The organism is Methanosarcina soligelidi, assembly GCF_000744315.1.
In the GTDB taxonomy this organism is placed as follows: Archaea; Halobacteriota; Methanosarcinia; order Methanosarcinales; family Methanosarcinaceae; genus Methanosarcina; species Methanosarcina mazei.
The window spans coordinates 706,053-729,710 of record NZ_JQLR01000001.1; the positions used below are offsets into that span (position 1 = coordinate 706,053).

A 23,658-nucleotide genomic window follows, 5' to 3' on the forward strand; every position below is an offset into this window, starting at 1 on the left:
CCGGAAAGTGATAAGTATGAGCAAATTAGAAAAACTTTTGAAGGAACGCGGCCCTATAAAAAAGATAGGCGTTCTTGGCATGGGATATGTAGGAATCCCTGCTGCTGTCCTTTTTGCAGATGCTCCCTGTTTTGAGAAAGTCCTCGGCTTCCAGCGCAACTCAAAAAGCTCGGGTTATAAAATTGAAATGCTTAACAGAGGGGAGAGCCCGCTCAAAGGGGAAGAGCCCGGCCTTGAAGAGCTTATTGGAAAGGTTGTAAAAGCCGGAAAGTTCGAATGCACACCTGATTTTTCAAGGATTTCCGAGCTTGATGCAGTTACACTTGCAATTCAGACTCCTTTTGCAAATCCCAAAGACCTGGAACCTGATTTCAGCGCGCTTATAGATGGTATCAGAAATGTGGGCAAATACCTTAAACCGGGGATGCTTGTGGTCCTGGAATCCACAATTACTCCCGGGACAACTGAAGGCATGGCAAAACAGATCCTTGAAGAAGAGTCAGGGCTGAAAGCAGGTGAAGATTTTGCCCTTGCACACGCCCCTGAAAGAGTGATGGTAGGCAGGCTTTTAAAGAACATCAGAGAACACGACAGGATTGTGGGCGGAATAGATAAAGCAAGCACAAAAAGGGCTGTTGAACTGTACTCCCCTGTGCTTACAGTCGGACAGGTTATCCCTATGAGTGCAACAGCGGCTGAGGTCACAAAAACCGCAGAAAACACTTTTCGCGACCTTCAGATTGCAGCAATCAACCAGCTCGCCCTTTACTGTGAAGCTATGGGCATAAATGTCTATGATGTCAGGACAGGAGTTGACAGCTTAAAAGGCGAGGGAATTACAAGGGCTGTCCTCTGGCCCGGAGCAGGAGTTGGAGGCCACTGCCTGACCAAAGACACTTACCACCTTGAAAGAGGGGTTAAAATCGGGAGGGGAGAACTTGACTATCCGGAAGGTGCAGATTCTATTTACGTGCTTGCAAGGAAAGTCAATGATTTCATGCCCGCACACATGTATAACCTGACCGTTGCAGCCCTTGAAAGGCTCGGGAAGAAGATGGATGGCTCAAAAGTCGCAATGCTCGGCTGGGCATTTATCAAAGATTCGGACGATGCCAGAAACACACCTTCGGAACCATACAGGGACCTCTGCCTGAAAGCCGGGGCCAGCGTAATGGTACACGACCCTTACGTTGTCAATTATCCGGGCGTTGAAATTTCAGATAATCTGGAAGAGGTTGTCAGAAACGCAGACGCTATAGTTGTACTTGCAGGGCACAGTGCATACTCCAGCCTTAAAGCTGATTGGGCAAAGAAAGTAAGCGCAAAAGCAAATCCGGTTATTATTGATGGGAGAAATGTCATCGAGCCGGACGAATTTATCGGGAAAGGGTTCGTTTACAAGGGAATTGGGAGGGGAGACAAAAACTCACATAAAATAAAATGAAGGGGAAAATTCCCCTTTGATATATTTTATATTCTGGGAAACAGGGCGAAAATTATGTTTGATAAACTGAAAGAAAACGAAGAACTCTGGGACCTCTTTACCAGGAAAGAAGAGTACAGTGTAACTTTTCGCGACGCGTATGAGAGGTTCCCTTATTATCTGAGCAGTCACAGGAATATCTTTGAGCCGAGGGTTTCCAAATTCCTGGTAGAAAACGGGTTAAAACCTCAGTATCCGGACGGGAAAAAGTTCGCTGTCTGCCTCACACATGATATCGATGCGATTTATCCGGACAAATTGTATCCGATTGTCGGGCCAGTAAAAGCCCTTTCCAGGGGGAAACTGGCTGAAGCAGTAAAAGCTCCTTTTTCAAGAGTTAACAGGAAATGGAACCCTTGCTGGAACTTCAGGGAAATACTGGCTCTTGAAGCAAAGTACAATGCAAAATCCAGTTTCTATTTTCTTGCCCTGACATCTGAAGAAACCGACTTCAATTATAATATTAAAGATCTTGAAACCGAGCTTGGATTCATATCAGATAGCGGATGGGAAGTCGGACTTCACGGAGGGCACGAGTCTTACAACAGCCTTGAAGATATTAAAGAAAAAAAGAGGCGACTTGAGGAAGTCCTGGGCAAAAAGGTTGTCGGGTACAGAAACCACTATCTAAGGTTCAGAGTACCGGATACCTGGGAATTATTAAGCAAAGCAGGGTTCAAATACGATACCACATTCGGATATTCGGACTGTGCCGGTTTTAGAAACGGGATGTGCCATCCTTACAGGCCTTTTAATTTAAACGAGGGGCGCCAGATCGATATCCTGGAGATCCCGCTGGTGATAATGGACCGTTCTCTTTTGAAGGATTACATGCGCCTGAACGTTAAGAAAGCCTGGGAATGTACAAAGCATCTGATCAATACAGTTGAGAAATATAACGGTGTGATCACTATCCTCTGGCACAATAATATGTGCATCGATGGAGAGAACCTCAGGTATTATGAAAAAGTCCTTGAATACTGCGCCGAGAAAAACGCCTGGATTACCAGTGGAGAGGAAATCTACAACTGGTGGACCAGTAAGATTGAGCCTGGAAACTAAAGTAGACGTATATTGAATTTAGAGAACGATATACCACTACAGAAGGAACATTATACATTACTATTGAGAAATCACAGTTATTGAACAAAAAACAGCATCAATAAAAGACAGTTCAAAGAGAACTCTTTTTTGCTAAAATACGGCTGCCTCAGGTGAATTGCCTGGTTGATGTTGACAGACAGTTTTGTTATCTTAAAGAGTTAACAGTGACTTTCTTTTGAAATATCGATAATTATTTTATCCGTTGAGATGTAATTATATCTCTCTGATAAGCGAGGATAATAAATAATTGTCCGGTACTGCAGGGTAAAATATATCTGTAAAAATTCTTATTTCGCGGGTTTTCCGGATAAAGGCTGTCACTAATGGGAAAAGGGCGCTTTAGAATCGGATGAGTATATAAAGGAGAATTTGTGTATAGGAGTTTGGAAGGGAGATAAAAAGGCACAGAGAAAAAAGGAGAAGTCAGGATACTGAAATTTGAAGAATTAAGATTCTTCAGGGAAATATGCTTCAGGGTCTTTAAATGACCCAACACGGGAACTAAAACTTTTGGATATCTGGCTGAAAAACAACTTCCTTCACAGGGTACTGCTATGGATAGAAAGATAGAAGAATCAGCAGAAAAGCCATATAGTAACGAAAAAAAGTCAAGTTTTGCGTCGGATGTACTGACACTTGCAGGCGGAACAACTTTTGCCCAGATCCTCACGATTCTGGCAGCCCCTGTCCTTACCCGGCTTTACGGACCTGAAGACTTTGGAGTCTGGGCTCTTTACGTCTCCATCACCAGCATTATAAGTGTTATTTCATGCCTCAGGTATGACTATTCTATAATGCTGCCAGAATCAGACAGGGAGGCAGTAAACCTTTTAGGTCTTAGCGTCCTTGCAGTCCTGACCGTAACCGGATTAACCGTGCCAGCGGTATGGTATTTTAAAGCCCAGCTGGTTGATCTCTTAAATGCCCCGCAGATAGAGGGTTATTTATGGCTTATCCCTCCGTTCGTGTTTGTAAACGGGATTTTTCTTGCACTCACCCACTGGAACTCAAGAACAAAGCTCTTCAAGAGGCTCTCTTTCTCAAAGATTTCCAGTTCGGTTTCAACCACTGCAACCCAGATAGTCCTGGGACTTATGCAGCACCCTCCGACCTCAGCCGGTTTAATAGGGGGCAGTCTTGCAGGTCAGTCTATAGCGACATTTGTGCTTGGGGGCCAGATCTGGAGAGATGATAAAAACCTGATAAAAAAGAGCCTGAGCTGGAAGGAAATATATGAAGGCGCTCTAAGGCACCGCAACCTTCCCCTTATAGACAGCTGGTCTGCCCTTATGAACTCGGTTTCCTGGCAGCTCCCGGCTTTTCTACTCTCAGCATTTTTTACTCCCGCAATAGTCGGCTTCTATTCCCTTGGGTTCCGCCTGCTTCAGTTGCCTATGAGTTTTATCGGCGGCTCAATCTCACAGGTATTTTATCAGAGGGCATCCAGAGCAGTATCCGACGGCACCCTCAGCATTCTTGTAGAAAGTGTTTTCAGAATACTTGTGATTATAGGCATGTTTCCTATACTGATTCTCACAATTGTAGGCGGAGACGTCTTTACAGTAGTTTTCGGGAGAGCCTGGACGGAAGCAGGAGTATATGCCCAGATCCTGAGCCTCTGGGCTTTTATATGGTTTATCTCATCCCCCTTGACCACAATATACCTGGTTGTGGAAGAGCACCATTTCGGCTTCAGCTATAACTTTTTCAACCTTACAACCCGCTTCCTTTCTCTTACAATCGGAGGCATTCTCGGAAACGCTCGTATAGCCCTTATCCTTTTTTCAATATCAGGTATTGTGGTATATGGGTATCTGTGCCTGAAAATGATGTATTACTCAGGAGTAAAGACTTCGAAAGCCCTTAAAATAGTATTCTCAAACTTTGTCCTTTTTATCCCTGCGGGAGTGGTTCTTACTGCGCTCAAGACCGCGGGAATAAACCAGATCCTTCTTGTTGTAATATCCGGTTTGATAATCTGCATTTACTATCTGTATATATTGAAGATGGATAAGCAGATGAAAGAGATTATTGCCGAGTTCAAACTTCCGGGAAAAGCGTAAGAGACTGAAATTTACACCTCCACACCTCAGGATGATCAGGACAAACGAAAATAATGCTGAAAAATGTTATTAACTCAATTGGTCTCCATAGCCCCGGACTTAAAAGTAAAGGGAAGTAAAGAGAAAAATACACTGAATAGAAGCTGGAAAATTAATTACATATTCAATTCCTTTTGGGTTACAGCCGATTTTATTGCCAGAAATCCCCATTTAATTTCCATATTCAGAATTTTTAGGTCGGAATTTAAGTAAAGATTAATATTTAGATTTATATAAGAATTTAAAACTATAAAAATCCGTAGTAAAATATAAATAGACTTTTCTGAAACATGTTAGTATCAAACTGCCCGATGGCTTGACAATTCACGTCGAAAAATCTGGAAATAAAAAGCAAAATCACATATGTATGCTGATTTATGTGCACACATGAACTGATCAGGCCAGAAACTGCAGCCGGAAAAAGTGGAGAAAGGAGATTCAAAATCTTGCTTTTTAAAGGAACCACGTTCACAAAATTGGTTTTTACTGGTCTTACGGCCCGGAAAAGTGGAAAAAAGCTAAAGTTTCTGCTTTAGCTTTCTTTATTCATATCTTTGGTCACCCTCCCCGGAGCTGCCTCAGCTGCAGCTAACAGCTGGGAACTGGTCCCTGAAAGCCCGGTGGCCGGGGATATAATAGAGATAAAAGGGTCCAATTTCACTGGAGATACGGCTGAGATACTTGTATCCTTTGAAAAAGATGTTCCGGTCTCAGAAGGCAGATATGAGTATTTGCTTGAAAATGTGGAAATCTCACCCGGATTCAAGAACCGTTTCAATGTACAGGCTAAAGGAGCCGAAGACCTGAACGTGAGGGTAAAAATGATACTGTGGATAAGCAGAACTGCAAAGGCAAAAGGAGGAGTTGCAGAGATATCGCAGTCCGCTGTACCTCCAGGGACTTATCAGATCAGGATAGATGGAAAGTCAAATGCCTCCGAGGTCAAACTCAGGATTACAGGTCGCCAGCAGATGGAAGTCAATTCGGGCAATTTCAGTTATAGATATAATACAGAATCCATACCAGCAGGCAATTTTGAGATAAAAGCCGGGAACACCACAAAGCAGGTTACCCTGAAGCCGGCAGAAAAACCGCCTTCAGACGTAAATACTTCACCAGGAAAGAAAGAAAGCTCAAAAAAGGATTTTTCCGGGGAATGGAAAAACTGGAATATACTGGCAGCAGGAACCTTAACCGGAGTGATACTGCTCCTGTTTTATTCGAGGAGAAAAAAGCGTTAAAATTATTGAAATTTTAAAGAGTAAATTCGTGCAGAAGTGATTTTCAAACCTGTAAAAGTTTGTAAAGGCATTTTCAATGAATTTAATAGCAAAATAATGCTCTAAATGAATCAAATAGATATTCCAAATAAAGTAAATGTATATTTAAATAAATCAAGTATTTATTCCAAATAAATCAAGTATGTATTCTAAATAAATCAAACAAGTATTTAAATAAATCAAGTATGTATTCTGAATAAATCAAACAAGTATTTAAACAAATATATGAATGTTGAATTATACTAACTAAGAAAATTAACACATGAAGCCCTGAAAAAGACAAAAGCCGGAACCAGAAAGGAAAAAGGTAACTGAGGGGTGCTATAATTGAAGAAGAGAACAGGAATGTATAGAGTTCATGGTGGAATATTCAGGTTAACCCTGACAGTTTTGATTCTTATTTTTTTATTGAGTCCGGTGTCAGCGGCATTCTCTGAAGATGGACCCTGGATTGCAGTTATTGAAAAAAACGGGAACAGCGTGTATTTTGCAGACCACAATGAAAACCTGACTGAAGGAGGCTGGATCCTCCTGAGCGGAGGAAATGAAATTCAGCTCCCCCAACCTCTTAATTTTACATATAACGGGACAGGCAGCCTTAAGAGTGCAGGAGCTGCTCTTGAATTGAAATCAGAGGCATCAGAGGAAGAAACTGAAATAACTATTTCGTACCCGTACACTGCTCATCCTTTTTACACTGAAAAAGACAAAGTGACTCTGGATTATAAAGGTCCTGAAGCCTTCGGGCAGAAGGAGGCTAATATTTACCTGGTTGAAGGGCTTGACCTTAACTCCCTTGATGAGGCTTTCACGGATGCTAGGGACGGAAACTCCGTGAGCCTGAAAGAAGTCTTTGATGACACCACGAATTCTACAACCCTGATAAACACTGTTACCCTGGACGAAAACGGAGACCTCCCCTCTTCCCTGACCCTTGACCCCCTTTATGCTGGCAGCTACGGAGTAGTCATAATGCTTGCAGGTGATGGAAATGTGGACCCTGAGTCAGAGAGAAAAGTCCTTTCCGCAACATGCTTTGAGGTTCTGGAATATGAACTGAAAATAAAGTCCCCGAATAAGCTCAAAGATGGCGATAACCTTGAGGTCAGCCTGGACCTGAAAAAAGCTCCTTCTGAGGGGAATTACACATATGGCGCCCTGCTGATAAGGGAAGATGCCTACCGCGCAGAAATATATGCCAGCTCAAATGGGACAGCAGCAGAAACCAGTGTATTTGTTAATGGAATAGATGTCATTGATGAGTTTGACATCAACTCAACTAACTATAAAACAAAACTCAACAAAGACGAACTCACGACTGAAATTCAGACCCTGATAGGAGAAGGAAACGGTACCATCAGCATAGGAGAACAGAATCAGAACACACTCTCACTTACTGCTTTTGACCTCCCTCCGGGTGATTACCTTCTCTTTGCAGGCGCCTACGAAAAAGGCAAAGGCATTGTCGGCGTAGCCCAGACCGAGGTATCCATCCGCGAAGCCAAAAAATCTGACGGATCAAATAAAAAACAGGAAACAAACAATAACCCTGTAACAGAGATCCAGGAGCCCCTCTCCCAGGAAACCGAGGATTCCATTCTTGACACCGCAAGCTCACTAGGACTGGAAAGCCTCGGGCCTCAGATCAGAGGAGAAGCACTTCAGGCAGCAGAAGTAATAAAGAACCCCCCAAAACTTGCTTCTTTCCTCATAGGGTTTATAGGAACTCTTCTTATCGGGATTGTAATAATAAAGAAACTGCGCTAATTGAAGAGGAACAGAAAAATGTGTCAGAGTTTTAAAGCAGGCTTAAATGGAAATTTAACTGAAACCCTGCCTGCTTTAAATTTTAATTTTTTCAACTAGTCTTAAGCGCCCCCCAGATTGTCAGAAAAAAGCATGTTCAGGGTTTATCAGGCATTAAAAGCTTGAAAAGCAATATAGCCAAGAAAAATAAGAGAAGTTTAAAGAAAGTAAAGAAAGTTTAAAGGAATTATAGAGAAGGGAAAAAAAGTAAAGAAAATTGTTTCAGGTCACAACTTTTGCTCTAATGAGGGCTAATTCTCGTTCTATGACCGAAATCCTTTCATCGAGATGAGACCTGAGACTCTCCCGGCTTATGCGTATTTCAGATGTAATTTCCACCCTGGCAAGGTCGATCTTATTGCCCAGGACATCAATTTTTCCGCCGAAGGAATCCACTTTTCCGCCAAAGACATCAATTTTCCCACCAAGGGAATCAATTTTGCCTCCCAGAACGTCGATCTTCCCGCCGAGAAAATCAATTTTGCCTCCAAGAGAATCCATTTTGCCCCCGAGAGAGTCCATTTTCCCTCCGAGGCCATCAATTTTCCCGCCAATAGAATCCATCTTCTGGCACAGGTTTGAATTCATTTCACGAATATACCGCGCAGCTACATCCATTCTCTCATAAGTTGCTGTTGTCAGGTCTTCGTCTCTAATAAGCTCAAATGTCCCGTATTCGCCTGTCGGTTCTTTGCAAGTCACCTCAATGTTTTCTACCCTGATAGGGTACTGAGTGACGTTAATTTTTTGGAGCAATTCGCTAATTGCGGCTTCTTCTCCTTCGCAAACAACCTGCACTGTCCCGTCGTCGAGATTCTTAACGTATCCATTGAGATTCAGATTAAAGGCAATCTCATCAATGAAGTCTCTGAAACCTGCTTTTTGGACTCGGCCATATACTTTGATCTCGGCACGTTTCTGCATACCAACCTATTTTCCTTAAGAGATGATAAAGTTTATTCTCCCGAGTCCCGTCTCGGGAGGACGGTGTCCTTCCCGAGTTTCGTTTCGGGAGCACGAGGTCCTTTTCGCTCGCTTTGCTCGCTCAAGAGGACTAATTTTAGCTGGAGATGGAGCTGAAATTAAGAATACTGCTTTATAGTTGAGAGTAGCTGAACTTAATAGGAGTGAGAAAGAAAAAGAACAGGTCAGCCTGAAGGCAACCTATTTTCAAATTTCAATTTTCATTAAATATCGGTACTGGAAATATCTGCGTATTTACTCGAAGTAGTTTTGGATTGGGTTTTAGAAGCTTGAGGAAACGGGTCTGGAAATTATGAAGCCTGCATAAATTATAAACAGAAATAAACATAAAGTCACGGGTGATCTTCGATATGCAACCTGTTGTGCCACAATTAAACCTCCAACAGCTTGAACAGAAGCTAAGGGACTTTTTATCAGGAGTGGAGAGCGTTAAATTAGCCTATCTTTTCGGCTCGACTGCCAGGGGAGAATCTAATTGCCTTAGCGATATAGATATTGCTGTACTTTTTGATGATGCTCTTTTACAAAAGGAAGCTTTTGACCCCCAGGTGGAATTGATAAGCGAACTTACATGCCTTCTTAAAACGGATAATGTGGACCTTGTGGTACTCAATGATTCTCCTCTCCTTTTGACATATAATATTATACGTGAGGGAATAATATTGAAGTCCGACGAACCTTTAAGGGTAAAGTTTGAGACTAAAGTGATGTCAAGGTACCTGGACGAACGGTATCATATTGAAAGGCATGCAAAAGAAAGCCTGAAAAGGATATCAGAGAGCGGGTTCCGATGATAAAAGAGATAAACTTCAAGCTGGAACAGCTTGGGGAGTATGTCAGTATCCTCAGAGAGTATCAACAGTATGATATTGAAGAGATAATGAACAACCATACTCTGAGAGGGGCGATTGAAAGGTACATGGAGGTCTCACTCGCCTGCATGATTGATATCTGCGAGATGGTCATTTCCATTGAAAAACTGAGGCGCCCGGATACTTATAGAGAAGTTATCCTGATACTTGGCCAGCGCGGTATCCTCCCGGAGGATTTTTCCAGAAAACTGGCACCTGCCGCAGGATTTCGGAACGTGCTTGTCCATATGTATGCAGATATCGACATTGGAAAACTTTACTCCCATCTTCAGAAAGACATTGACGACCTGGAACTTTTTGCCGGCTATATTGCAAAGTACCTGATTTCCAGATACAGGTAATTCCCGAATTGCGCCTCGCCCGATTCTCGTCTCGCCCGAATTGCGCATCGGGAGCACGCGGTCCTTTTCGCTCGCTTTGCTCGCTCAAGAGGACTAATAGAGGACTAATTTTAGCTGGAGATGGAGATGAAATTAAGAATATTACTTTAGAAGTTGCGGAGCGGACTGACTTAAAAGGGATTGTTCCGGATCACGGCATTGATTTTCGGTTTTAAACCAGTCTACGAATTTGTTCAGGCCTTTATTGATGTTGAATAATGGTGTGTATCCTATCATATTATTTCCAAGGTCAACATTTGCAAGTGTGTCTTCTGTGTCTCCTTTTTGTTTGTCGGCGTTTATGATTTCAGAGGTTGAACCGGTGATAGACCTTAAGTTTTCTATCAGGTTGTTTACACTGATCCGGTTTCCGCCTCCGATGTTCAGGACTTTACCGTCGGTTGCCCTGTTGTAAAGGAGTCTTTTGTTAGCTTCCACGACGTCTTCGATATATGTGAAGTCCCGTGTCTGTTCCCCGTCACCAAAGACGGTGATGGGTTCGTTTGCAAGCATTTTCCGGGTGAAGATTGAGATTGCAAGGTCGGGCCTCATTCTTGGACCGTATACTGTGAAGTAGCGTAATGAGGTGGTCGGGAGGCCGTATACTTCGTAAAATACCCTGCAGTAGTGCTCTGCAGCCAATTTGCTGACGCCGTATGGGGATACTGGCTCTGTTGGGTGCTGTTCGTCGAAGGGCAGGTATTTTACTTTGCCGTAGACGGAAGATGAGGAAGCATTGATGACCTTTTTTACGCCCGCGTCAAGAGAGGCTTTGAGCACGTTCAGAGTGCCATGCACGTTTACATCGTTTGGCTTAAAAGGGTCCTCTACCGAAATCCTGACGCCTGCCTGGGCAGCTTCGTGGTAAACGTAATCTACTGTGCTGTCAATGACATCTTTTATTCCTGAAAGGTCGGTGACATCAGCATTAATAAAAGTGGCATCCCCGCTGTTAAGGGCAATATTCAAATTTTTCTTTTTCAGGTCAACAGAATAGTAAGGATCAAGATTATCGACAATAACAATCTCATGACCATCTTTTGCGAGGTTTTCTGCAATATGGGAGCCTATAAAACCCGCACCGCCTGTGATCACTATTTTAGACATTTAAATCAACTCGTTATGAAGCTGGACCGTTTTTTTACGGCAACTTTTCAGAAGGATCATCAATTGTTGATTCTCAGTTACGTTTTTCTTCCGTTTTTCCCATTTTTCTGCAAGAGTTGTCTGAATATAATTTCAGTACCATCTTTTAAACTGTTTATATACTGATCAGCAAGCCTGAAACCCCTTTATTCTCGATCCGGAGAACTTGAAAGCAGGATTTACTGTAGCTGGTGTTTCTCGGCACAGCCAGGAAGGAACATTCATTTTCCAATGGAATATCCCTCTTACAGCTGAACTTTCCTGTTTTTCGTTGTCGTGCGAGCACCTTTCGAACAGAGGCACTCAATAATTCAAACAACCCCAACTAATACACTGAGTATTAAATAAAATTAAAGGTAGTTGACGATATATAAAGGAAGTGGTGACGGTAGAGATTAAAATTCAATATTATTGAAAAAATTAAATAATAAAGTTAGAATTAATTTGTTTGGATACTTATTTTGAATTAGTCCGTTTTCACACCCTATTTATTTTGAACCCTGCTTAAGTCATATTATTAAGTCATTTTAGATGCATGAGCAGCCCGACTATCGAATGCAGGAGAACTCCGGTAAAAGACATGAATACACCGACGATAGTCAGAAGGATCATGAGCACGGCAGCCCCGAAGTCCAGGCAGGTGCGTAATAAAATGATCAAAATGCTCTCAGACGGTCCTGAAAAAATGACAACTTAATTAAGAGAATCTATTCAAAGTCATAGTTTTACATAAACAAACTGAGCATCAAATAAAAGCTCCTTAAAGGAAAAACTATTAATTTATATGTGAACGCCCATAAATTCAAAACACTATGAAACTGCAGAGCCAACGTGGAGTTGACATATACATCAAAAAACTGCAGGAAATGCTTCCGGAACTGAAGAAGAAGTACCCTATCAAATATATGGGTATTTTTGGTTCATACATCCGGGGAGAGCAGAGCCCATCAAGCGATCTGGATATACTGGTAGAGTTTAACGGGTCTATCACACTTTTAGGGTATGCCAGGCTTGAGAATGAATTATCGGATAAACTTGGGATCAAGGTTGATCTGGTATCAAAAACTGCCCTGAAGCCGAGGATAGGAAAACACATCCTTTCAGAAGTGGTTGAAATATGACCACAGGAGTTGCGGGGGATTACATAGAAGATATACTTAATGCCCTACTCGATATTCAGGACTTTATAGCCGAATACTCCTATGAACAGTTTGTCAACGATAGGAAAACACAATATGCAGTGATCCGAGCCATCGAAATCATAGGAGAGGCATCTAAAAACTTACCACTGGAGATAAGGGAAAAATATCGGGCTGTACCATGGAGAGATATGGCTACCATGCGAGACAGGCTAATTCATGGATATTTTGGCGTGGATCTGATAATTTTGTGGGACACCGCACAACAGGATATCCCCCCTCTTGTCCCGATTTTCAAATCTATCCTTAGTGAGATTGAGTAACCTGCCATTCAAGTAATTTAGATACATGCCATGAATGTTATGGAATGTATGTTATGTTAGATATTTTTCAGATACCATTACAGCATAATTCATCCCGCCAGAACCTACTTATTTTAGATGCATGAGCAACCCGGCTATCGAATGCAGGAGAACTCCGGTAAAAGACATGAATACACCGACGATAGTCAGAAGGATCATGAGCATGGTAGGCCCGAATTCCAGACTCCCACCCAGGTAGAAATTCCTTACGAAAGTGAGCCCCATGTAAAACCCGCCCGCCCCGAGAAGGAAACCGGGAAGTGTAAAGTAGTACAGAGGTTTGCTGTACTCCATACCCTTAAAAATCTTTAAGGGAACGGTGACCCCATGCCTTACCGGATTTTCGGTCGAGCCGTCAACGTCATACCTGACGCCTATGGGCACCTCTTTTACCCTTAACCCTGCCCTGCCTGCGTCGGCAAGCATTTCACTTTCTATTGCCATTCCATGCGCATTGAAGCGGAAGATATCTTTTGTGGAGGCTGAAAATGCGCGGAAACCGCTCTGCGAGTCGGTGATTTTGACGCCTGAGTTCATTACCGTGGCCCTGTCAAGGATAGCCTGACCTATGCGCCTGTAAGCGGGCGTGTCCGTCTCCCTGCCGTTCAGGTAACGGCTCTCATTTACCATGTCAGCTTCACCGTTGAGGACCGGAGCAACGAGCTTCGGGATATCCGCAGGGTTGTGCTGCCCGTCAGAGTCCATGGTGACTATAAATATCTGCGCCCTCAGCTGCTGCAAACCCGGTCCTGAAAGCCATGCCCTTGCCCAGATTCGGGGAATGCACAATTACCTCAGCACCTGCGATTGCAGCAAGCTCGGCTGTCCTGTCCGTGCTCCCGTCATCTACAACTATCACCCTGTCAGCGTACTTCCTGGCAAGCAGGACAATGCTGCCTATGGACACCTCCTCATTATAAGCCGGAAGAATAACGGCTATCTTCCGGTAATCTATCTGCTCCTTTTCAGAGGTTTCCTGCGGAATAAAAGAGAAAAAACTACCCTCAGCCACCTGTTCTACACCCGTTTTAATCTGCCCTTACTGATAAATGTGAATTGACCTTATATTTCAGATTCCATGAGAAAATGCGGCACTTCTGAGAGCATTACTAAAGTTCTGAGAGCATTACTAAAGTTCTGAGAGCATTGCTAAAATATCCTCATAAAAGTTAACCGCTGGACTAATCACCTGAAACCAAGCAATATAAAAGTATAAATATTCATCTAAAATAGAAAACAAAGATAAAAATATATATTATTGTTGAGAAAGAGGCGTGTCATAATAATTAATAGTGCCGCAAGTGAAAATCAAGAGATGGACGATTTCTTAAAAACGACTGGCTCTATATTTTCTTCTTAAATAATATCAATTATCTGTACAATTCCATGAAACTTTTCAGGTTCAGGTTTTATTTTAGAAAATCTATTTCAGAAGCTCTTATAAAATATTTCTATTAGAACAAATTTGGGGCCAGGGATGAGAAGAAGCTAATAAATAAAATTAAGCTGGTTAAATGATAAACTTAAATCAAATGTATTAAATAACTGTAAAGTGTAATTCAATAAAAGTTAACAAAGTTGAAGGATCCCTGAAGCGGCTTAAACGTGTCAAATGAGGCAAAACAAATGAACCTGATAAAAACAACAATAAAAGACCTCTTAATCCTTGAAGCAAAAGTTTACGCAGATGGGAGGGGCTATTTTTTTGAAAGTTATAATAAAAAAACACTGGAATCACTGACCGGGAAGGAATATAACTTCATACAGGACAATGAATCCAGATCATCATACGGCGTGATCCGAGGCCTTCACTACCAGTTAGCCCCTTACAGCCAGGCAAAACTTGTAAGGGTTCTGGAGGGCAGAGTATACGATGTTGCCGTAGACCTGAGGAAGGATTCCCCAACTTTTGGGAAATGGGCAGGCGTAGAACTCTCCGGTGAAAACAAAAAGCAATTTTTAATTCCAAAAGGCTTTGCTCACGGTTTTTCCGTCCTGAGCGAAACTGCCGTTTTTGCTTACAAATGTGACGAATACTATCAAAAGGGAGCTGAAGCCGGTATAATCTACAATGATCCTACCCTGAAAATTGACTGGAAAATACCTGAAAAAGATGTGAAACTTTCAGAGAAGGATAAGCTTCTGCCTGAATTGAAAAACGCCAGAATGAATTTCTGATTAGATGAATTTCTGATTACCTGAAATGATCATTCCTTAAAAGTATCTATACCCCACAAAAAGGTGACTCAATTGAAACTGCTTGTAACAGGCGGCTGCGGATTCATAGGCAGCAACTTTATCCGTTATATGCTGAAAAAATATCCGGACTATCAAATCGTAAACCTTGACAAACTGACCTATGCAGGAAATCCTGCAAACCTCAAAGACATTGAAAATAACCCGAACTACTCTTTTGTCAAAGGCGACATCTGCGACCCTGTGGTTGTAAACGAGGTTATGAAAACAGCAGACCAGGTTGTCCATTTCGCAGCCGAAAGCCACGTTGACCGTTCGATTGAAGACGGTTCGGTTTTTGTCAGGACAAACGTGCTCGGGACAAATACCCTTCTCCAGAGTGCCCTTGCAAATAAGATCAAAAAATTCATTCATGTTTCCACAGATGAGGTTTACGGAAGCACAATGGAAGGTTCTTTTACAGAAACAGATAAACTGAACCCTTCAAGCCCCTATTCTTCAAGCAAAGCAGGATCAGACCTCCTTGCAATGTCTTATTACACAACCTATGGACTTCCGGTTTGCATAACCCGATGCACAAACAACTTTGGTCCCTACCAGTACCCGGAAAAATTAATTCCATTTTTCATCAGCAGATTGATGGAAGGAAAAAAAGTCCCTGTCTACGGTACAGGCATGAACATCCGGGACTGGATCTACGTAGAAGACCACTGTTCTGCGATCGATTTTGTTCTCCACAACGGAAGCGCCGGAGAAATATATAATATAGACGGCGGAAACGAACTCACAAACCTTGAAATTACGCACCGGCTCCTTAAAATGATTGGGAAAGACGAATCTTCAATAGAGTATGTTGAAGACCGAAAAGGCCACGATTTCCGCTACTCCCTTGACGGCAGCAAACTGGAAAAAATGGGCTGGAAACCCAGATATGATTTTGATACCGCTCTCGAACAGACTGTCAGGTGGTATTTAGAAAACAAATGGTGGTGGGAGCCATTAAAACGCTGATCATCGGCTCCAGCGGGATGCTCGGGTCAGACCTGTGCAAAGTCTTTCCCGATGCTGTCAAACTGACACACCATGACCTCGACATCACAGACAGAGAGCAGGTTATTGAATCCATTTTAAAAATAAAACCTGATGTTGTAATAAACGCAGCAGCCTACACCAATGTGGACGGCTGTGAAGACAACAAGGAACTTGCGTTCCAGGTCAACGGATCCGGACCCGGATACATTGCAGAAGCCTGCGCCAGAGCAGGTGCAAAACTCGTTCATTTCAGTACTGATTATGTTTTTGACGGCTCCAAAAAAGAATATATAGAGTCTGACATCCCGGATCCGATTAATGTATACGGTGATTCAAAACTTCTCGGTGAAAAAAAGATCATCGAGAATATGGATGATTACAGGATTGTAAGAATTTCCTGGCTTTTTGGAATGCATGGGAAAAATTTCGTTGAAACCATGCTGAAACTATCAGGAGAAATGGATACCGTAAAGGTTGTCAATGACCAGTTCGGCAAACCCACCTACACAATGGACCTTGCCAGAAAAGTAAAGGAAATAATTGAACTCGAACCCGGAATTTATCATATTACAAATGATGGAATCTGTTCCTGGTACGAATTTGCCTCTTCTATTATCGATAATGTTATTCCGTGCACCAGTGAAGAATTTCAAAGGAAAGCAAAACGTCCAATGTATTCAGTTCTTGTGAATACTAAAACCGGACCCATGAGACACTGGAGAGAAGCACTTAAGGACTATTTGCAGGGGAGAAATATATGAAAGAGGTTATACTTGCAGGCGGTACGGGCAGCAGACTGTATCCTCTAACCAAAGTAACTAACAAGCACCTTTTGCCTGTCTATGACAAGCCAATGATCTACTACCCGATGGAGACTCTAATAAACGCCGGAATAAAAGAAATAATGATCGTTTCCGGCAGAGGACATGCAGGACATTTTCTTGAACTTTTGGGTTCCGGGGTAGAGCATGAAGTGCATTTTACTTATGAAATTCAGGAAAAAGCCGGGGGGATTGCCCAGGCACTCAGCCTTGCGGAAGATTGAGGGTTTCTGGAGTGATGCTGGGACTTTTGAGAGTTTGTTAAGAGCTGGAATGCTTGTAAAGCAAAGTATAGAAAAAAACTTATAGGGCATCATACAATAAATTATAAAACTGTTAGCGATTATATCAGTTTCATGGAAAAATAAGACATCCGAAGAATAGAATATAGATTCATAAGTTGATTAGAGAATGATTTCCGGTAAGGACGCGGTAAAAATATGAAGATTGCAATTATTCTCGGCACGAGGCCTGAGATTATAAAAATGAGCATTATAAGGAAATTTAGTAGATTTAATTCTAATTTTAATTCAGAATTTGTTTAAATTTATTAAAAGGAATGGAGTGACAGGGTTGCCCAAAGTTGCATTAATAACAGGAATTACAGGACAGGATGGAGCTTATTTAGCTGAATTTTTACTTGATAAAGGATACATTGTTCACGGAATAAAAAGAAGGTCCTCTTCATTTAACACTGCAAGAATAGATCACCTTTACAGGGATCCTCATGAAAGGAATGTAAACTTCTTTATGCATTACGGAGACCTGACCGATTCAACCAATCTGATCCGCATAATTCAGGAAGTTCAGCCTGACGAAATTTACAACCTTGCAGCCCAGAGCCATGTCCAGGTTTCTTTTGAGACCCCGGAATATACGGCAAACTCCGACGGCCTTGGGACACTCAGGCTCCTTGAAGCAATCCGCATCCTTGGCCTTGAAAAGAAAACAAAATTCTATCAGGCTTCAACCAGCGAACTTTACGGAAAAGTCCAGGAAATCCCTCAGAAAGAAACAACTCCTTTTTACCCGAGAAGCCCCTATGCAGCAGCCAAGCTGTACGCCTACTGGATCACAATAAACTACAGGGAAGCCTACGGAATTTTTGCATGCAACGGCATCCTCTTCAACCATGAATCCCCAATCCGCGGTGAAACCTTCGTCACAAGAAAAATCACAATGGCTGCTGCAAAAATAAAGTACGGAATGCAGGACAGGCTCTACCTTGGAAACATTGATGCAAAAAGAGACTGGGGCTTTGCAAAAGATTACGTGGAAGCCATGTGGCTGATGCTCCAGCAGGAAAACCCCGACGATTATGTAATTGCAACCGGCGAAACCCACTCAGTCAGAGAATTCACCGAACTTGCATTCAAAGAGCTGGGAATCGATATTATCTGGCAGGGAAAAGGCGTAGAAGAAGTGGGAATAGACGCCAGTACACGCAAAATCATAGTTGAGATAGACCCTGGATACTACAGGCCAACTGAAGTAGAACTCCTTATCGGCGACCCCTCAAAAGCCAGAGAAAAACTTGGCTGGAAACCAAAAGTCAAAATGGAAGAGCTGGCAAAAATTATGATAAAAGCCGATGAGGAAGAAGTCCTGAAAACCTACCCATCTGAAAAATTAGCAGCCTGCCAGGAATCTGAAGAAAACCTGATTGAAAACTCGAAATTAAATATGAAAAGCTTATAAAAATCAATATACAGTATAGCAAAACCCTCCAAAGAACTCCTCTTTTCAACCAAAGGCGATTAAATGGACAAAGAATCAAAAATTTATTTAGCCGGTCACCGGGGTCTCGTAGGTTCAGCCCTCAAAAGAAAACTTGAATCAAAAGGCTATACCAACCTTATCTTCCGCACCCACAAAGAACTTGACCTCACAAATCAGCAGGCAGTAAACGAATTCTTCGAACAGGAAAAGCCAGAGTATGTATTTTTAGCCGCTGCAAAAGTGGGTGGAATTCTTGCCAATAGTACCTATCCTGCTCAATTCATCTACGAAAACCTGATGATTGAGTCAAATATTATCCATGCAGCCTATAAATATGGAGTGAAAAAGTTACTTTTCCTTGGTTCTTCCTGTATTTATCCAAAACTTGCTCCTCAGCCCTTAAAAGAAGAATATCTATTGACGGGTCCCCTCGAAGAAACCAATGAAGCCTATGCAATTGCAAAGATTGCAGGAATCAGGCTCTGCAAACATTACAACCAGCAATATGGGACAAATTTCATTTCAGTTATGCCTACTAACCTTTACGGACCTAATGACAATTTCGATCTTGAAACTTCACATGTGATGCCTGCATTGATCAGGAAATTCCATGAAGCGAAGGTGAATAATGAGCCTGAAGTTGTTGTGTGGGGTACGGGAAAGCCACTCCGGGAGTTCATGCACGTGGACGATATGGCAGATGCATGCGTGTATTTGATGGAGAATTATGATTATTCTGAAATAGGGGAGTTTGTGAATATCGGGGTTGGAGAGGATGTTACAATCAGTGAACTTGTAGAATTAATAAAAGAGATTGTAGGTTTTGAAGGGAAGATCAGGTACGATATTTCAAAGCCCGATGGGACTCCAAGGAAATTGATGGATGTTTCGAAACTGAATGGACTGGGATGGGAAGCTAAAATTTCACTTGAAGACGGAATTAGGGAAACTTACGAATGGTATATTGAGTCAAAATTATGAATCAATCTAATTTCCTATAAAGAAAAATAGGAGCTTCATGAAAATTGCAGTTATCTTAACATAAAGCACTATATCTAAAAGTCAATTAGAAAAATATTTACTTAAATGAATGCTTTTGGAGAAAGAGTCATGTCATCTCAAATAAAAAGTCATTTTATTAGCTCAGAGGAGCTCCAAAATGAAAGAGACTCACTTATAAAACTTACTTCTCAAATTAAAGACTATTCAATTAGCCCAGAAGGAGAAGAATTTCCACTACCCGAACCTGAAGAATATAAACAAGAATTTAAGAGAATTAAGACTCTTGTGGATCAAGCCCGTGGAGAAGGAAAAGAAATTGTCGTTGTGATGGGAGTCGGATTCGTTGGAGCTGTGATGGCTGCGATTATCGCAGACACAAAAGATGAAAATGGTAACTATAGTAAATTTGTGATTGGCTGTCAGAGACCAAGTACCCGAAGTTATTGGAAAATTCCCCTACTCAACAGAGGACAGTCTCCTGTGAAATCGGAAGACAAAGAAGTAGATGAAATAATAAAGCGCTGCGTCCTTGAAACAAAAACACTGGTTGCCACATACACAAATGACTGTCTGAAGCTTGCTGATGTTGTTGTGGTGGACATTCAATGCGACTATGTAAAATGCGAACTTGGAAACGTCAGGACCGGCGAAACTGATATGGCAGCCCTTGAAGCTTCCATGAAAACAATCGGAGAAAACATACGTCCTGAATGCCTTGTCTTGATCGAAACCACCGTTGCTCCCGGAACTACCGAATTCGTTGCCCTCCCACTCCTGAAAAAAGCATTCTACAAGCGTGGAATCGATTCAACCCCTCTCCTTGCACACAGTTATGAGAGAGTCATGCCAGGGAAGGATTACGTTGCAAGTGTACGTGACTTCTGGAGAGTCTGTGCCGGCTGCACTGACGAAGCAAAAGTAAAGGTTGAAAAATTCCTCAGGGAGGTGATCAACACAAAAGATTATCCTCTGACTGTAATGGACAGACCGATTGAGTCAGAAACCGCAAAAATTATTGAAAATTCATACCGTGCAACAATACTCGCATTCCTCAACGAATGGAGCCTCTTTTCGGAAAGAAACGGCGTGGATATCATAAAGGTGGTAGATGCAATAAAAATGCGTCCAACTCACAGCAACATGATCTTCCCAGGGCCTGGAATCGGAGGTTACTGCCTTCCTAAAGACGGAGGTCTGGGTTACTGGGCTTACAAACACATCCTGGGTTTTGAGGATGGGGATGAAGTATTTAAGATCACTCCCACATCAATTGATGTCAACGATACCAGAGCCCTTCACGTAGCTGAACTCACAAGGGATGCTCTTCGAAACATGGACCGATACATCGCCGGAGCAGATGTCCTGATTTGCGGAGCCAGCTACAGGCAGGATGTAGGCGACACCAGATATAGTGGAAGCGAAATTGTTGTAAGAAAACTTACGGAAATGGGCGCCGAAATGCGTGTACATGACCCTTACGTAGATCACTGGTATGAGATGGAAAGTCAGGATGCATATCCGGCATCAGGTCAATCCTGGAAGCGTTTCTTCAGAAACCAGGATGGTCTTACAGAGCTAAAAATGGAAAGCGACTTTTCAATAGCTATTAAAGGTATAGAAGCTCTGATTTTTGCAGTTCCACACAACCAATATCTTAATCTTGAGCCGGAAACTATTGTGAAAATGGCAGGTGGACCTATTGCAGTGATAGACTGCTTCGGAATATTGTCCGACGAAAATATCAGAAGGTACTTCGAACTGGGCTGTGAAGTCAAAGCGCTCGGAAGAGGCCATATCCAGAGAATTAAAAAAGAAGTGCAGAAAAGAAAACTCCAAAAACTTTCATAATTTTACAGTTTCATAGAGGGGATTATTTGAAAAATAAAAAAGTAATAGTCACTGGTGGAATGGGCTTCATAGGTTCCCATCTTACCGAGAAGTTACTTGAGGATAACGAAGTAACAGTTATTGATAATGAATCTACAGGTAAAATTGAAAATATTAAGCATTTATTAGACCACAAAAACCTAAATGTAATAAAAGGCAGTATAGTAGATTTAAATCTAACAGAAATTTTTAAAGAAAAGGATTATGTTTTCCATCTCGCAGCTATCCCCAGCGTTCCAAGAAGTGTGAAAGATCCTTTTAGTTCAAATAATTCCAATGTAACAGGAACGCTGAATGTTTTAATAGCTGCAAAAGAAGCCGGGATTAAGAAAACAATATTTTCTTCATCTTCTTCTGTATATGGCGATACTCCAACCCTTCCAAAAAGAGAAGATATGCCTACAAACCCAATGTCTCCATATGCGATTACGAAAGTAACCGGAGAGATGTACTGCAAAGTTTTTCAAGACCTTTATGGACTTCCAACAGTTAGTTTAAGGTATTTCAACGTTTTTGGCTCCAAGCAGGATCCAAATTCTCAATATGCTGCTGTAATTCCGAAATTTATAACGGCAATTTTGAACGACGAAAGTCCTGTAATTTATGGGGATGGAGAACAGAGTAGGGATTTTACTTTTGTCAAAAATGTTGTTGATGCAAATATACTGTCCTGTGAATCCGATATGACAGGAATTTTCAATATTGCATGTGGGAGGAGAATTACGATTAATCAACTGGTAGATTATATAAACGAAATTACAAGAAAGGAAATAAAACCAATCCATTCAGACCCGAGATCTGGAGATATCAAACATTCCCTTGCAGATATTTCAAGAGCTGGGAATTTTGGATATAGTCCAAAAAGTAACTTTAAACATGAATTATCCGAAGTAGTAAAGTGGCTAGGGAAAAATTGATGAATAAGATCATTTTCAACGCTCTTCATATTACTCTCTATAGAAAGGACTTAACAATAAAATAATAGATTCGTCAAGACAGAAAACGTATGAGCTAATCCCAGAAGATAGTTTTGGGATATATTTCTTATATAAGGATGTTATGATGAGTTACAGAAGATTAAAGCTATGCTTGATATCTCCGAATTTATATAGTCCAGAGATGCCAGCAAGGCCTGCAGTTACAGAAATATATGGCAATTACCTGCCTTCTTTTGGTCATGAGGTTAGATGGATCTCGCCATGTCTTGAAACTAAGGAAATTAAAATGATAAAGTTTAATCAAGTTACAATACATCTCGTTCCTTTCTACAAACATTCCTCAATCCTCGGGCAAATAGTTAATTTTGTTAGATATTATATAAATGAATATAATCTTTTATTAAAAATATGTAACACTGAAAAGTACGATCTTATCCAGGTAAGAAACGACGTGTTTGCTGCTTTAATAGCTATATATATCAAGAAAAGATATAATATCCCATTTGTTTTTCAATACTCATTTCCAAAGGAAGTATTTAAATTCGAAAAAAATAGAAAATACTATCGCTATTTATTAAGTTACTTATTTGGGATGGTTCAAGCTTCTATTCAAAAACATGTCTTAAAAAAAGCAGACTTTGTATTTCCAATAAGTAAGTGGATGGAATCCGAATTAATAGAAGACGGATATCCTAAATCGAAGATGATGCCACTTCCAATGGGTGTGAACCCAGAACTATTTAATATTAATACAGATAGTTCAAAGATACGAGAAAGATATTGTTTAACTGACTCCACGGTTCTTCTCTATGTAGGAACTATGGATAAACTGAGATTGCTTGATCCAATTATTCACGCCTTTTCACACGTCCATGAAGTAAATCCAAATATAAAATTGTTAATGGTCGGTGATGGGAATGACAGACTGCATCTCGAAGAATTATCTACAGAACTAGGAATCAGCAAAGATATAATTTTTACAGGACAAGTTTCATATTTTGACATACCTTATTTCATTTCTGCTTCAAATATTTGTTTATCTCCTATGTCCCCACTCAAAATTAATAAAGTAAGTTCGCCTACAAAACTATTTGAATATATGGTAATGGGTAAGCCGGTTGTAGCAAATGAAGAAATTCCAGAACAAAAAGAAGTTATTGAAGAAAGTGGGGCTGGAGTTTTGGTTAAGTTTCAACCTCAATCGTTTGCTTATGGTATACTTGAGTTATTAAATGATCCTAAGTCATCACAAGTAATGGGAGAAAATGGGTATAAATGGGTTATAAAAAATAGATCCTATGAATGTATGGCTCGCCAAGTAGAGACAATATATCTTGAACTTCTCAAATCCTACTGCAATCATGATTGAAATGGCAGCGTAGTGAGAGTATAAAATTGTTAAGTT

General features: G+C 41.3%; 22 protein-coding genes and 1 pseudogene. 19 read left to right on the forward strand and 4 right to left on the reverse strand.

Going from position 1 to position 23,658, the window contains the following annotated elements:
• Nucleotides 1-16: 16 nt before the first annotated feature.
• The 5 genes from M886_RS03150 (at nucleotide 17) to M886_RS03170 (ending at nucleotide 7,736) form a co-directional block, all read left to right on the forward strand.
• Entirely contained in the window at nucleotides 17-1,444 is a 1,428-nt protein-coding gene (locus M886_RS03150; protein WP_015411624.1) for a nucleotide sugar dehydrogenase, read from the forward strand.
• A gap of 54 nt (nucleotides 1,445-1,498) precedes the next feature.
• Nucleotides 1,499-2,545, forward strand: a complete 1,047-nt coding sequence (locus tag M886_RS03155; protein WP_011033104.1) for a polysaccharide deacetylase family protein — start codon at nucleotides 1,499-1,501, stop codon at nucleotides 2,543-2,545.
• A 596-nt stretch (nucleotides 2,546-3,141) separates the two neighbouring features.
• On the forward strand, nucleotides 3,142-4,650 hold the full coding sequence (locus tag M886_RS03160; RefSeq protein WP_048050640.1) for a lipopolysaccharide biosynthesis protein: 1,509 nt from the start codon (nucleotides 3,142-3,144) through the stop codon (nucleotides 4,648-4,650).
• Nucleotides 4,651-5,243: 593 nt separating this feature from the next.
• Nucleotides 5,244-5,930: a hypothetical protein gene (locus tag M886_RS03165; RefSeq protein WP_011033106.1), complete on the forward strand. Its 687-nt coding sequence runs from the start codon at nucleotides 5,244-5,246 to the stop codon at nucleotides 5,928-5,930.
• A 366-nt stretch (nucleotides 5,931-6,296) separates the two neighbouring features.
• Nucleotides 6,297-7,736 carry a TIGR04279 domain-containing protein gene (locus M886_RS03170; protein WP_048042551.1) on the forward strand — a complete coding sequence of 480 codons (1,440 nt, stop codon included), beginning with the start codon at nucleotides 6,297-6,299 and terminating at the stop codon, nucleotides 7,734-7,736.
• Nucleotides 7,737-7,997: 261 nt separating this feature from the next.
• Here M886_RS03170 and M886_RS03175 read toward each other — a convergent pair whose 3' ends face one another.
• Nucleotides 7,998-8,699 carry an acylphosphatase gene (locus tag M886_RS03175; protein WP_011033108.1) on the reverse strand — a complete coding sequence of 234 codons (702 nt, stop codon included), beginning with the start codon at nucleotides 8,697-8,699 and terminating at the stop codon, nucleotides 7,998-8,000.
• A gap of 410 nt (nucleotides 8,700-9,109) precedes the next feature.
• Here M886_RS03175 and mntA point away from each other — a divergent pair, with 410 nt between their 5' ends.
• Together mntA and hepT are read left to right on the forward strand one after the other, a co-directional pair.
• A complete protein-coding gene (mntA, locus tag M886_RS03180; RefSeq protein ID WP_048050641.1) occupies nucleotides 9,110-9,553 on the forward strand; it encodes a type VII toxin-antitoxin system MntA family adenylyltransferase antitoxin in 444 nt (147 codons plus the stop codon).
• Nucleotides 9,550-9,972: a type VII toxin-antitoxin system HepT family RNase toxin gene (gene hepT / locus M886_RS03185; RefSeq protein ID WP_048039608.1), complete on the forward strand. Its 423-nt coding sequence runs from the start codon at nucleotides 9,550-9,552 to the stop codon at nucleotides 9,970-9,972. Before mntA ends, hepT begins: the two co-directional genes overlap by 4 nt.
• A 141-nt stretch (nucleotides 9,973-10,113) precedes the next feature.
• On the opposite strand, the gene M886_RS03190 is transcribed toward hepT, so the two are convergent.
• Nucleotides 10,114-11,118: an SDR family NAD(P)-dependent oxidoreductase gene (locus tag M886_RS03190; protein WP_015411631.1), complete on the reverse strand. Its 1,005-nt coding sequence runs from the start codon at nucleotides 11,116-11,118 to the stop codon at nucleotides 10,114-10,116.
• A gap of 574 nt (nucleotides 11,119-11,692) precedes the next feature.
• Between M886_RS03190 and M886_RS18550 the strand changes: the two genes are divergently transcribed.
• From M886_RS18550 to M886_RS03200, 3 genes are all read left to right on the forward strand, one after another.
• Complete coding sequence (locus M886_RS18550; protein WP_155395319.1) at nucleotides 11,693-11,854, forward strand: hypothetical protein; 162 nt, start codon at nucleotides 11,693-11,695, stop codon at nucleotides 11,852-11,854.
• 115 nt (nucleotides 11,855-11,969) lie between these two features.
• Complete coding sequence (locus M886_RS03195; protein ID WP_048036797.1) at nucleotides 11,970-12,278, forward strand: nucleotidyltransferase family protein; 309 nt, start codon at nucleotides 11,970-11,972, stop codon at nucleotides 12,276-12,278.
• Nucleotides 12,275-12,619, forward strand: a complete 345-nt coding sequence (locus tag M886_RS03200; RefSeq protein ID WP_048036835.1) for a HepT-like ribonuclease domain-containing protein — start codon at nucleotides 12,275-12,277, stop codon at nucleotides 12,617-12,619. Before M886_RS03195 ends, M886_RS03200 begins: the two co-directional genes overlap by 4 nt.
• Before the next feature lie 108 nt (nucleotides 12,620-12,727).
• Here M886_RS03200 and M886_RS03205 read toward each other — a convergent pair whose 3' ends face one another.
• Together M886_RS03205 and M886_RS19030 are read right to left on the reverse strand one after the other, a co-directional pair.
• Nucleotides 12,728-13,399: a glycosyltransferase family 2 protein gene (locus M886_RS03205; RefSeq protein ID WP_235203860.1), complete on the reverse strand. Its 672-nt coding sequence runs from the start codon at nucleotides 13,397-13,399 to the stop codon at nucleotides 12,728-12,730.
• A complete protein-coding gene (locus tag M886_RS19030) occupies nucleotides 13,353-13,670 on the reverse strand; it encodes a glycosyltransferase family 2 protein (RefSeq protein ID WP_235203861.1) in 318 nt (105 codons plus the stop codon). Before M886_RS19030 ends, M886_RS03205 begins: the two co-directional genes overlap by 47 nt.
• 614 nt (nucleotides 13,671-14,284) lie before the next feature.
• Here M886_RS19030 and rfbC point away from each other — a divergent pair.
• The 9 genes and pseudogenes from rfbC (at nucleotide 14,285) to M886_RS03250 (ending at nucleotide 23,622) form a co-directional block, all read left to right on the forward strand.
• A complete protein-coding gene (gene rfbC / locus M886_RS03210; protein ID WP_048051625.1) occupies nucleotides 14,285-14,836 on the forward strand; it encodes a dTDP-4-dehydrorhamnose 3,5-epimerase in 552 nt (183 codons plus the stop codon).
• A gap of 72 nt (nucleotides 14,837-14,908) precedes the next feature.
• The gene (gene rfbB, locus M886_RS03215; protein ID WP_048050642.1) at nucleotides 14,909-15,865 is read left to right on the forward strand and encodes a dTDP-glucose 4,6-dehydratase; all 957 of its coding nucleotides are present in this window, start codon (nucleotides 14,909-14,911) and stop codon (nucleotides 15,863-15,865) included.
• Nucleotides 15,838-16,647 (forward strand): dTDP-4-dehydrorhamnose reductase, encoded by an 810-nt coding sequence (gene rfbD, locus M886_RS03220; RefSeq protein ID WP_048050643.1) that lies wholly within the window; start codon nucleotides 15,838-15,840, stop codon nucleotides 16,645-16,647. The genes rfbB and rfbD overlap by 28 nt, the downstream gene beginning before the upstream one ends.
• Nucleotides 16,644-16,928 (forward strand): annotated as a pseudogene (locus M886_RS03225) (sugar phosphate nucleotidyltransferase); the annotation flags it as partial. The gene rfbD and the pseudogene M886_RS03225, both read left to right, overlap by 4 nt.
• Nucleotides 16,929-17,280: 352 nt before the next feature.
• Nucleotides 17,281-18,405, forward strand: coding sequence for a GDP-mannose 4,6-dehydratase (gene gmd, locus M886_RS03230; protein WP_048050644.1), 1,125 nt, complete (start codon nucleotides 17,281-17,283; stop codon nucleotides 18,403-18,405).
• A 63-nt stretch (nucleotides 18,406-18,468) separates the two neighbouring features.
• On the forward strand, nucleotides 18,469-19,407 hold the full coding sequence (gene fcl / locus M886_RS03235; protein WP_048050645.1) for a GDP-L-fucose synthase: 939 nt from the start codon (nucleotides 18,469-18,471) through the stop codon (nucleotides 19,405-19,407).
• A 129-nt stretch (nucleotides 19,408-19,536) separates the two neighbouring features.
• The gene (locus M886_RS03240; protein ID WP_084685038.1) at nucleotides 19,537-21,276 is read left to right on the forward strand and encodes a nucleotide sugar dehydrogenase; all 1,740 of its coding nucleotides are present in this window, start codon (nucleotides 19,537-19,539) and stop codon (nucleotides 21,274-21,276) included.
• 26 nt (nucleotides 21,277-21,302) lie between these two features.
• Nucleotides 21,303-22,232 (forward strand): SDR family oxidoreductase, encoded by a 930-nt coding sequence (locus tag M886_RS03245; protein ID WP_048050646.1) that lies wholly within the window; start codon nucleotides 21,303-21,305, stop codon nucleotides 22,230-22,232.
• A gap of 145 nt (nucleotides 22,233-22,377) precedes the next feature.
• Nucleotides 22,378-23,622 (forward strand): glycosyltransferase family 4 protein, encoded by a 1,245-nt coding sequence (locus tag M886_RS03250; RefSeq protein ID WP_048050647.1) that lies wholly within the window; start codon nucleotides 22,378-22,380, stop codon nucleotides 23,620-23,622.
• Nucleotides 23,623-23,658: the final 36 nt, after the last annotated feature.

Coding starts and splice junctions, on each gene's coding strand:
- M886_RS03150 (WP_015411624.1), top strand. CDS start 17: ATGAGCAAATTAGAAAAACTTTTGAAGGAACGCGGCCCTATAAAAAAG.
- M886_RS03155 (WP_011033104.1), top strand. CDS start 1,499: ATGTTTGATAAACTGAAAGAAAACGAAGAACTCTGGGACCTCTTTACC.
- M886_RS03160 (WP_048050640.1), top strand. CDS start 3,142: ATGGATAGAAAGATAGAAGAATCAGCAGAAAAGCCATATAGTAACGAA.
- M886_RS03175 (WP_011033108.1), bottom strand. CDS start 8,699: ATGCAGAAACGTGCCGAGATCAAAGTATATGGCCGAGTCCAAAAAGCA.
- mntA (WP_048050641.1), top strand. CDS start 9,110: ATGCAACCTGTTGTGCCACAATTAAACCTCCAACAGCTTGAACAGAAG.
- hepT (WP_048039608.1), top strand. CDS start 9,550: ATGATAAAAGAGATAAACTTCAAGCTGGAACAGCTTGGGGAGTATGTC.
- M886_RS03190 (WP_015411631.1), bottom strand. CDS start 11,118: ATGTCTAAAATAGTGATCACAGGCGGTGCGGGTTTTATAGGCTCCCAT.
- M886_RS18550 (WP_155395319.1), top strand. CDS start 11,693: ATGAGCAGCCCGACTATCGAATGCAGGAGAACTCCGGTAAAAGACATG.
- M886_RS03195 (WP_048036797.1), top strand. CDS start 11,970: ATGAAACTGCAGAGCCAACGTGGAGTTGACATATACATCAAAAAACTG.
- M886_RS03200 (WP_048036835.1), top strand. CDS start 12,275: ATGACCACAGGAGTTGCGGGGGATTACATAGAAGATATACTTAATGCC.
- rfbC (WP_048051625.1), top strand. CDS start 14,285: ATGAACCTGATAAAAACAACAATAAAAGACCTCTTAATCCTTGAAGCA.
- rfbD (WP_048050643.1), top strand. CDS start 15,838: ATGGTGGTGGGAGCCATTAAAACGCTGATCATCGGCTCCAGCGGGATG.
- fcl (WP_048050645.1), top strand. CDS start 18,469: ATGGACAAAGAATCAAAAATTTATTTAGCCGGTCACCGGGGTCTCGTA.
- M886_RS03240 (WP_084685038.1), top strand. CDS start 19,537: ATGTCATCTCAAATAAAAAGTCATTTTATTAGCTCAGAGGAGCTCCAA.
- M886_RS03250 (WP_048050647.1), top strand. CDS start 22,378: ATGAGTTACAGAAGATTAAAGCTATGCTTGATATCTCCGAATTTATAT.